General features: G+C 37.7%; 7 protein-coding genes. 3 read left to right on the top strand and 4 right to left on the bottom strand.

The features are described 5' to 3' along the window. Positions 1 to 92: 92 nt before the first annotated feature. From ACPT8O_RS06610 to ttcA, 4 genes are all read right to left on the bottom strand, one after another. Complete coding sequence (locus tag ACPT8O_RS06610) at positions 93 to 2,492, bottom strand: TonB-dependent receptor plug domain-containing protein (RefSeq protein ID WP_021035181.1); 2,400 nt, start codon at positions 2,490 to 2,492, stop codon at positions 93 to 95. Positions 2,493 to 2,652: 160 nt separating this feature from the next. Continuing rightward, entirely contained in the window at positions 2,653 to 2,862 is a 210-nt protein-coding gene (locus ACPT8O_RS06605; RefSeq protein ID WP_005631673.1) for a TOBE domain-containing protein, read from the bottom strand. Positions 2,863 to 2,969: 107 nt separating this feature from the next. Beyond that, entirely contained in the window at positions 2,970 to 3,299 is a 330-nt protein-coding gene (locus ACPT8O_RS06600) for a TusE/DsrC/DsvC family sulfur relay protein (RefSeq protein WP_021035182.1), read from the bottom strand. A 1-nt stretch (position 3,300) separates the two neighbouring features. Beyond that, the gene (ttcA, locus tag ACPT8O_RS06595) at positions 3,301 to 4,242 is read right to left on the bottom strand and encodes a tRNA 2-thiocytidine(32) synthetase TtcA (RefSeq protein ID WP_021035183.1); all 942 of its coding nucleotides are present in this window, start codon (positions 4,240 to 4,242) and stop codon (positions 3,301 to 3,303) included. A 149-nt stretch (positions 4,243 to 4,391) separates the two neighbouring features. Between ttcA and mukF the strand changes: the two genes are divergently transcribed. From mukF to mukB, 3 genes are all read left to right on the top strand, one after another. Further along, entirely contained in the window at positions 4,392 to 5,726 is a 1,335-nt protein-coding gene (gene mukF / locus ACPT8O_RS06590; protein ID WP_021035184.1) for a chromosome partition protein MukF, read from the top strand. Positions 5,727 to 5,874: 148 nt separating this feature from the next. After that, positions 5,875 to 6,609: a chromosome partition protein MukE gene (gene mukE / locus ACPT8O_RS06585; RefSeq protein WP_021035185.1), complete on the top strand. Its 735-nt coding sequence runs from the start codon at positions 5,875 to 5,877 to the stop codon at positions 6,607 to 6,609. Beyond that, a complete protein-coding gene (mukB, locus tag ACPT8O_RS06580; protein ID WP_021035186.1) occupies positions 6,609 to 11,141 on the top strand; it encodes a chromosome partition protein MukB in 4,533 nt (1,510 codons plus the stop codon). The genes mukE and mukB overlap by 1 nt, the downstream gene beginning before the upstream one ends. Positions 11,142 to 11,167 lie beyond the last annotated feature (26 nt).

The following is an 11,167-nucleotide window of genomic DNA, read 5'->3' as shown; positions in this document are numbered from 1 at the left end:
GAAAAAAGAAAACTCTACGCTAAGTAAAAATAAGCGTAGAGTAGGGTTGGAGGATGTTTCAAAAGCCCACAAGCCCTATACATTGAAGATAATTAGAATTGATAGCCAACTTCTAGCCAAAATTCACGCCCAGGCGTATAAACACCATATTCATCGCTAGTGGAAATAGTAGTGACTTTATTTTTACGTGTTTTATTGAGCACATTTAAAATATCAACTTGCAAATAGACACTATGTTTACCGCGAATGGTGGGTTGCCAACGGATACTACTGTCCCATTGTGTATGTCTGCCGTAGTGATAGCTACGGAAGCGTGAAATGCCATTATTATTATCGCTATCAAGTTCCTCATAGCTACGAATTGGTGCTTTCATATACACTTTATTAGACCAAGTGATATTGTAATCTGGCATCGTCATATCAATACCTAAACGAGCAATCCAATCTTCTGTACTGCTATTAACTTGTCGTAACATTTCACGATAAGTCATTAATTTACCATCTAAAGAAACAAGTTTATTTAGATCAAATTCTTCGCCATCGGCTCGTTTTGTATTTAACCAATCAAAACCAAGTGACGTAGTCCAATAAGTTTTACCTAATTTCCAAGGTTCAATATTATTAAGTTGGAAAGTATAAATATCAACACCAAACGGACGTCCATTGATATAACTAGTTTTTCTTTTACCCGTTATAGACTCTCGTTTCAATATGATACGATTCTTATTATCACGATGAATATAACCGAGTTTAAGTGCTAAATTACCCATATTTTGATCAAAACTTAAACTTAATTCATCTGCATAAGGGCTTTTTAAGGATGAAAAATTTTGATGCTGACGTGTTGAATTATTATTGAGCTTTAAAATACCATTCGCTAATTTTAACGAAGCAAAAGAACGACCGTAATAACGATTTAAACCCAGTGTAAATCCCGTCTCGTCCCAAGGGTGATAACGTGCAACAAAGCGCGGGGCAATATTATTGTTTTTTAAATAATCATCACGTTCAATACGAATACCAGGACGCAATTCAAATTTACGCCATTTAATTAAATCTTCAGCATAAATAGCGATATTTTGATAACTGGTTTTAACACGACCTTTTGATGTTGTACTTTCTGTAGAAATTGGAGGTTCTTCCATACTTCCATCACTTTTTAAAGTAGATAATATTATTTTTGAATGAACATCTTGTGGACGATAGAATTGATATTTAGTTGCCTGATAAATTCCACCAACAGAAATAGAATGCTCCGTAGAAGCTAAATAAAAAGGATCCATTACATATTCAGTAGAAAAATGTAAATTATCTTGGGTTAAATGGCTATTACCATATCCACCTTTTTCGAAATTATAAAGTGAATTATAATCTTCATCTGACACCGATGTTGTTTCAACACTATTCGAGGATGATTTACGCTTATCCTGAAAACGATCGTATGCTAAGGTATTTGTCCAAACGCCAGAGTTGAATGAATGTACCCAAGCAAGCGTTGCTCCTAGTGCTTGATGATAATCGCTTACGTTGTTATTTATATTTTCCTTGAAATATTTCAATTCCTTATAATTTGAATAACGTAAACCAAATTCAATACGTTCTTTTTCTTGCGGTGTCCAATTGAAATTTAATAAAAGATTATCGGAAAGTCGTTGATGATTTTGTTTGTCTAACTGTGCTTTATTATTGGCATTTTTATCAAAGCCAATTAAACGATTTTGTTCAATAGATGATGTTCTACGGCTATAGCCAAAAACCATTCCTAAATTATCATTTAGCCTTTTTTCAGCCAAAATATTGAATGTTTGTTTATTGTATTTAGGTTGTAACTCTGCCACTCCGACATCATCTGGACGTACCAACTTCAGTATTTTTTGTACTGAGTCTCCAGCTTCCATTTTTGCCCAAGATGAACGCGTAGTGCGATATTTAAGTTTTATGCTATCAGTTCCGCTATATTGTTTTGTTTTAGCGATAACGGCACCACCCATAAAGCCACCTAAGCTAGCAGAAATATTACTATCTTGTACTTCCACTTTAGAAAGCATAGTCGCATCAAAAAAATAAGCTTGAGTGTGACTAATTCCTGGCACAACTTGCATAGCACCGTCAAAAATACTGCTATCAATAGCAAGATCATTATTTATATTGACATTATCAACAAAGTAGGCGGTTTGATTTGGATCGGCGCCGTTAATTGAAATATTTTCAGGCTTGATTTCACCACGTTGAAAACCATTTTGGTCGCTATTTTCATAACGAATATGGGGATTGGAACGAAGATAATCAGTGATGTTACCGTTTGATGTTGGTGTTTTACTTATCTCATCAGAAGAAAGAGTTTTAACGGAAGAAAGCGATTTATTATTGTCGCCATAAACAACGATTTCGGGCAATATATTTTTATTGGTTGTTTCAATAGTTTTCCCCATAACAAATGGACTGACAAATGTTGGGCAGAATAATAACATTAATGGCTTTTTTTGATACATAGTATAGTTCCCTAAAATAAAGATGCAAATAAGAATGATTATTATTTTATTTTTAAAATTTATGAATGCAAGGGGAATTCGACTTAAAATAGGTATCAAATAAATAAAAAACCGCACTTTAAAAGTGCGGTTATATTCAATTCTGTTTGTATGGAAGAAATTATTCTACGCCAACCATTACAGAAGTTGCTTTGATGATTGCGTATGCTTCTTTACCAACTTCTAAGTTTAATTCTTTAACTGCTGCTAAAGACACAGTAGAAGAAAGTACGTTACCACCACCGATATCGATGTGAACGATTGCATTTACTGAACCGTTTTCGATTGAAACAACTTTACCCTTTAATTGGTTTCTAGCACTAATTTTCATAACATTTCCTTGTTAGTTAGGGTTTAAAAGAGCCTGTATTTTATCTTACAAAAAACAAGTCGTAAATAAACTCAGAGTTTAAAACTTTCAGAAAATTGACCGCACTTTTATAGGCATTTTGCAGGTTTCGGCAAGCCTGCTAATTTTGTGGCTTGTTTTGCTGGGCCTTCAGGAAATAAGCGTTGCAGATAACGGCTATTACCTTTATCCGCACCAAGCTTTTCAGCTATGGCTTTTACCAACATACGGATGGCTGGGGAGGTGTTATATTCTTGATAAAAGTCTCGCACAAAGTAAATCACTTCCCAATGGGCATCAGTTAATTCAATACTTTCTAACTGCGCAATAGCTTGAGCGACATCTTCGTTCCATTGTTGGCTATGGAGCAAATAACCGTCTTTGTCAGTTTCAACTTCAATTCCATTGATATTCAACATATTAATTCACTTCTTTAAAGTTAATCATTTCCTTGTTTGAAAAATCGGTTTGATCTTCGTCCTCAAATTGCATTGGCGTGATTCGTTCTTCATCAAATGCGGTATCGCCTTCAATGCCATCAATTAGTTGCCCATGTTTGATGCCTTTGAAATCAAATAATTTCGGATCACACATATGTGACAATGTAATGTTTTGCATTGCGCTAAACATAGTTTCTAAGCGTCCAGGATATTGACGATCCCAAGTATTAAGCATTTCTTTTACGACTTGGCGTTGAAGATTTGGTTGTGAGCCACATAGGTTACAAGGAATAATCGGAAATTCCTTCGCGATGGCATATTTCTCAATATCTTTTTCTTTGCAATAAGCAAGCGGACGAATCACAATTTGTTTACCATCGTCAGAAATCAATTTAGGTGGCATGGATTTCATTTTGCCGCCATAAAACATATTTAAAAATAGTGTCGCTAACATATCGTCTCGGTGGTGTCCTAAAGCGATTTTGGTTGCACCAAGTTCTGTGGCGGTACGATATAAAATTCCACGGCGTAGGCGAGAGCAGAGTGAACAAGTGGTTTTTCCTTCTGGAATTTTTTCTTTCACAATTCCGTAAGTATTTTCTTGTACGATTTTGTAATCTACGCCAATGCTTTTTAAATATTCAGGCAATACGTGCTCTGGGAACCCCGGTTGTTTTTGATCAAGGTTTACCGCAACAATATCAAATTTAATCGGCGCACTTTGCTGTAAATTCAACAAAATGTCGAGAAGCGTATAACTGTCTTTGCCTCCGGATAAACACACCATGACTTTATCGCCATCTTCGATCATTCCAAAATCTGCAATAGCGTTGCCTACGTTGCGGCGAAGACGTTTTTGTAATTTATTGAAATTATAGGTTTGTTTTTTTTCTTGTTGGGCTAACTGGGTTAATTCGCTCATTCTGTTATCTTTAGTTATTCATGAAAGGTGCACATTATACGTGAAAAAGAGGAAAAGTGCGGTCAATTCAAAAGAAGATTTTTAAGATCCGCAAAAAATCCTGTATAATTTTTCCAATTTTTTGTTCAATTTTAACGCTTTGCAATTCAATGATTGAAACATCCCAAACTATTCCTGAACTCGTATCTTGGGCAAAAGATCGTGAGTTTTCTTTGAATTTACCTACCGAGCGCTTGGTTTTCCTGCTGGCGATTGCAATTTATAACAACGAACGTTTAGACGGCGAAATGTTAGAAGCCGATCTTGTGGATATTTTCCGCCACACGATGAATGCTTTTGAGCAATCCACCGATGCCATTGCAACACGAGCGAATAATGCAATTAATGAATTAGTGAAACAACGTTTGTTAAATCGTTTTAGTAGCGAATTTACTGAGGGTTTGGCGATTTATCGTTTAACGCCATTAGGTGTTGGCGTGTCTGATTATTACATTCGTCAGCGTGAATTTTCCGCATTGCGTCTTTCAGTGCAACTTTCCATTGTGGCAGATGAAATTCAATGCGCTTCTGATTCGGCAGAAGAAGGCGTGGAGAATAATGAAAACGAACATTATTGGCGTCGTAATGTGTTTGCGCCATTAAAATATTCCGTTGCAGAGATTTTTGATAGCATCGATCTTTCACAACGCATTATGGATGAAAACCAGCAAAGTATTAAAGATGAAATTGCAGAGCTTCTTACTAAAGATTGGCAAGCGGCAATTTCTAGCTGTGAACGTTTATTAGATGAAACATCTGGGAATTTGCGTGAATTGCAAGATACGCTAAATGCCGCGGGGGATAAACTTCAAGCACAATTATTGCGTATTCAAGATTGTGTGATCGGGCGTGATGATTTGTATTTTATTGTTCAATTAATTACCGATTTACAATCAAAACTTGACCGAATTATTAGTTGGGGACAACAAGCCATTGATTTATGGATTGGTTACGACCGCCATGTACATAAATTTATTCGTACTGCCATTGATATGGATAAAAATCGCGTGTTCTCACAACGTTTACGTAATTCTATTCATCATTATTTTGATCATCCTTGGTTCTTATGGACAGCGCAAGCTGAGCGTTTAGTCGATCTGCGTGATGAAGAAATGGTGTTGCGTGAAGATGATGCTTTAGGTGAATTGCCAGAAGAATTGCAATACGAATCCCTTTCTGATTTACACGATCAAATTGTAGAGCATATGCAAGGCTTACTGATTGATTATCGTGAAAATAACCGTCCGATTGATTTGAGTTTAGTGTTAAAAGAACAACTGGAAAATTATCCACTTTCTCGTCATTTTGATGTGGCTCGAATCATTGTTGATCAAGCCGTACGTCTTGGTATGGCAAATGATGATTTATCGGGTATTTACCCAGATTGGCAAGCAATTAATAAACGTGGCGCAGAAGTGCAAGCGCATGTGATTGATAAGTATTAATTTTAAGATAATTTAAAAGCTAATTTCGATGGAATTACTTCTGTTAAATATGCCCAAACCCTTTTTAGCAAAGAGGGACTAGGGGAGATTTGGCAATAATGATTAACAAAGAAAGTAACTGAATAAAGTTTTAATAGAGAAATAACCTATGACAGACAACCTTCAAGATGTAATTTCCCCAAAACTCGCTGTGGCGATTGCAAATCCAATATTTCCAGCGGTGGATAGCCTGTTACGTTCCGGTCGCCATATCAGCACGGAGCATTTAGATAATCACGCATTTTTAATGGATTTCCAAAATGAATTAGATGGATTTTATCGCCGCTATAACGTGGAACTTATTCGTGCGCCAGAAGGATTCTTCTATCTTCGTCCGAAAGCAACGACATTAATTGCGCGTTCTGTGCTTTCTGAGTTGGAAATGCTTGTTGGTAAAGTGCTTTGTTATCTTTATTTAAGCCCAGAACGTTTAGCTCAACAGGGCATTTTTAGTACGCAAGAAGTGTATGATGAATTATTAAATCTTGCCGATGAAGGAAAATTATTAAAATCAGTTAATCAGCGTTCAAGTGGTTCTGACCTAGATAAACAAAAATTGGCAGAAAAAGTTCGGGCGGCAATTGGTCGTTTACGTCGTTTAGGTATGATTCAAACTGTTGGCGAACAAAATAGTGGGAAATTTACGATTTCTGAATCTGTATTTCGTTTTGGTGCGGAAGTGCGTAGCGGAGATGATCCATTAGAAGCGCAATCTCGACTTATTCGTGATGGGGAAGCTGCAACACCAGAATCCTTAGCATTGGAAAAACAAGCGCAATTAGTGGAAAACTATACGGAAAGTGCGGATGAAATTGACGAAGAATTTGACGGAGAACAAGAATAATGTCTGATGTTTTTGAATTAGAAAATGAAATCGAATTAGAGAGCGATGAAGTCATTATGGAAAATGAAAACGTCGAAGAAATCGTTGAAACCCTAATGCCTTTTAGCATGACGGCAAACGATGGTGTAGAGCGTGGTAAATTTCGTTCTTTAACCTTAATTAACTGGAATGGTTTTTTTGCGCGTACTTTCGATTTAGATGAATTAGTTACCACGCTTTCTGGTGGTAACGGTGCAGGTAAATCAACCACAATGGCTGGATTTGTGACCGCATTAATTCCAGATTTAACCCTTTTACATTTCCGTAATACAACAGAAGCTGGCTCCACAGGCGGTTCTCGCGATAAAGGTTTACATGGTAAATTGCGTCCAGGTGTTTGTTACGCGGTATTAGACACCATTAACTCACGTCATCAACGTATTCTTGTTGGTGTGCGTCTGCAGCAAATTGCGGGTCGTGATAAAAAGGTTGATTTAAAAACGTTTTCAATTCAAGGCGTCGAATTATCTCAAAATCCAACCGCACTTTTCACAGAAACCGTGGGCGAACGTCAAGCACGCGTACTTAATTTAAATGAACTTAAAGATAAAATTGAAAATATCGGTGCACAATTTAAACAATATCATTCCATCACCGATTATCACGGTATGATGTTCGATTTAGGTATTATTCCGAAACGTTTACGTTCAGCATCAGATCGAAGCAAATTCTATAAACTTATCGAAGCATCTTTATACGGTGGTATTTCCAGTGCAATCACACGCTCTTTACGTGACTATTTATTGCCAGAAAATTTAGGTGTGCGCAAAGCTTTCCAAGATATGGAAAGTGCATTGCGTGAGAACCGTATGACTTTAGAAGCGATTAAGGTCACGCAATCAGATCGCAATTTATTTAAACATTTAATTACTGAAACCACTAATTATGTTGCTTCGGATTATATGCGTAATGCGAATGAACGCCGTGGCAATATTGAGGCTGCATTAGAATCTCGTCGCGAGTGGTATAAAGCAAAAGCAAAGCAGAATTTATCTCAACATCGTTTAGTTGATTTAAGTCGAGAAGCGGCTGAATTGGCAGAAAATGAACGTACTTTAGAAGTTGATCACCAAAGTGCGGTTGATCATCTTAACTTAGTGTTAAACGCTTTGCGTCACCAAGAAAAAATCATGCGCTATCAAGAAGATACTGCAGAACTCACCGAGCGTTTAGAAGAACAAAAAATAGTGGTTGAAGATGCGAATGATGCGTTAGAAGAAAGCCAAGCCCAATTTGAGCAAACTGAAATTGAAATTGACGCTGTACGAGCGCAATTAGCAGATTATCAACAAGCATTAGATGCCCAACAAACTCGTGCACTTCAATATCAACAAGCCATTGCTGCTCTTGAAAAAGCGAAAACATTATGTGGTTTAGCGGATTTAAGTGTTAAAAATGTAGAAGATTATCACGCAGAATTTGAAGCTCACGCTGAAAGTTTAACGGAAACCGTGCTTGAGCTTGAGCACAAAATGTCTATTTCTGAAGCAGCAAAATCTCAGTTCGATAAAGCGTATCAATTGGTATGCAAAATTGCAGGGGAAATGCCTCGTTCTGCGGCGTGGGAAAGTGCCAAAGAATTATTACGTGAATATCCAAGCCAAAAATTGCAGGCACAACAAACGCCACAACTTCGCACAAAATTACATGAACTTGAGCAACGTTATGCACAACAACAAAGTGCGGTCAAATTACTTAATGATTTTAATCAACGTGCTAATTTAAGTTTACAAACGGCAGAAGAATTAGAGGATTATCACGCCGAGCAAGAAGCGTTAATTGAAGATATTTCAGCAAGACTTTCAGAACAAGTGGAAAACCGTTCTACGCTTCGTCAAAAACGTGAAAATTTAACCGCACTTTATGATGAAAATGCACGTAAAGCCCCAGCATGGCTGACAGCTCAAGCTGCATTAGAACGTTTAGAGCAACAAAGTGGCGAGACGTTTGAACATAGCCAAGATATGATGAATTTTATGCAATCACAACTTCTGAAAGAGCGTGAACTCACGATGCAACGTGATCAACTTGAACAAAAACGTTTGTATTTAGATGAACAAATTTCTCGTTTAAGTCAGCCAGATGGTTCAGAAGATCCACGTTTAAATATGCTGACAGAACGTTTTGGTGGGGTGTTGCTTTCAGAGCTTTACGATGATGTAACCATTGAAGATGCGCCTTATTTCTCCGCACTTTACGGGCCTGCACGTCATGCTATTGTTGTGCGTGATCTCAATGCTGTGCGTGAACAACTTGCGCAATTAGAAGATTGTCCTGATGATTTGTATTTAATTGAAGGCGATTCTACCGCATTTGACGACAGCGTATTATCCGCACAAGAACTTGAGCTAGGTGTTGTCGTGCAAGTTTCAGATCGTGAATTACGCTATTCAAGATTCCCTGAAATTCCATTATTTGGGCGAGCAGCACGTGAAAAACGTTTAGAAGAATTACAAATTGAACGTGATGAAGTAGCAGAACAACATGCCCAAATTGCGTTTGATGTACAAAAATGCCAACGTTTACACGAACATTTCAGCCAATTTGTTGGGTTGCATTTGGCACTGGCGTTTCAGCCAAATCCAGAAGCATTAATGTCTGAGATTAATCGCGAACGTAATGAAATTGATCGTGAATTAAACCAATTTAATAGCGGCGAACAACAATTACGCATTCAATTAGATCATGCAAAAGAAAAAATGCAGTTGCTCAATAAATTGATTCCACAATTAAATATATTAGCGGATGAAGATTTAATTGATCGTATTGAAGAATGTCGCGACCAATTAGATATTGCAGAGCAAGATGAATATTTTATTCGTCAGCATGGAGTAACGTTGTCACAATTAGAGCCGATTGCAAGTAGTTTACAAAGTGATCCAGAAAATTACGACGGCTTAAAAAATGAATTAACTCAAGCGATTGAGCGTCAAAAACAAGTTCAACAACGTGTATTTGCGTTAGCTGATGTTGTACAACGTAAACCGCATTTTGGTTATGAAGATGCAGGGCAGGCTGAAACTTCTGAACTAAACGAAAAACTTCGCCAACGTTTAGAACAAATGCAGGCACAGCGAGATATGCAACGTGAGCAAGTTCGCCAAAAACAAAGCCAATTTGCTGAATATAACCGCATATTAATTCAGTTACAAAGTTCTTACGATAGTAAATATCAGCTTTTAAATGAATTGATTGGTGAGATTAGCGATCTTGGCGTGAGAGCTGATGATGGTGCTGAAGAACGCGCGCGTATCCGTCGTGATGAATTACATCAACAACTTTCAACGAGCCGTCAGCGTCGGTCTTATGTAGAAAAACAACTCACATTAATTGAAAGCGAAGCGGACAACTTAAATCGTCTAATCCGCAAAACTGAACGCGATTATAAGACTCAACGTGAATTAGTGGTGGCAGCGAAAGTGAGTTGGTGTGTAGTTTTACGTCTATCACGTAATTCTGATATGGAAAAACGCCTCAATCGCCGAGAGCTTGCTTATTTATCTGCAGATGAATTACGTTCAATGTCGGATAAAGCATTAGGTGCGTTGCGTACAGCGGTGGCAGATAATGAATATCTACGTGATAGTCTAAGAATGTCTGAAGATAGTCGTAAACCTGAAAATAAAGTTCGGTTCTTTATTGCGGTGTATCAGCATCTACGTGAACGTATTCGTCAAGACATCATTAAAACGGATGATCCAATTGATGCCATTGAACAAATGGAAATTGAGCTTTCTCGTTTAACGGCTGAATTAACTGGCCGTGAGAAAAAATTGGCTATCAGTTCTGAAAGTGTTGCAAATATTATGCGTAAAACGATTCAGCGTGAACAAAATCGTATTCGTATGCTCAATCAAGGTTTGCAAAACATCTCGTTTGGTCAAGTAAAATCTGTTCGTTTGGTAGTGAATATTCGTGATACCCATGCCATGTTGTTGGACGCACTTTCTGGTCAGCAAGATGAATATCAAGATTTATTCAACGACAACCGCATTACTTTCTCTGAAGCTATGGCGAAGCTTTATCAACGCATCAATCCACATATTGATATGGGACAACGCACAGCGCAAACAATTGGTGAAGAATTGTTAGATTACCGTAATTATCTTGAGCTTGAAGTGGAAGTATTCCGTGGCGCTGATGGTTGGTTACGCGCTGAAAGTGGCGCACTTTCGACTGGTGAAGCTATCGGTACAGGTATGTCAATTCTCTTAATGGTTGTTCAAAGCTGGGAAGAAGAAAGCCGTCGAATTCGTGGTAAAGATATCGTGCCTTGTCGCTTGTTGTTCTTAGATGAAGCTGCTCGTTTAGATGGTAAATCTATTTCCACTTTATTCGAACTTTGCGAACGTTTAGATATGCAGTTGCTTATTGCGGCGCCAGAAAACATTAACCCAGAAAAAGGTACAACCTATAAACTCGTGCGTAAAATCGCAGGCAACCAAGAGCATGTACACGTTGTTGGTTTACGCGGATTCGGTGCGACAGAATAAAAAATAGAAGGGAAGTGCGGTTAAAA

The sequence above is a fragment of the Haemophilus sp. HN_Hi08 genome (assembly GCF_049824455.1).
In the GTDB taxonomy this organism is placed as follows: Bacteria; Pseudomonadota; Gammaproteobacteria; order Enterobacterales; family Pasteurellaceae; genus Haemophilus; species Haemophilus influenzae_D.
Note: the sequence above shows the minus strand (reverse complement) of the source record. Positions and strands in the feature narration are given on the sequence as shown.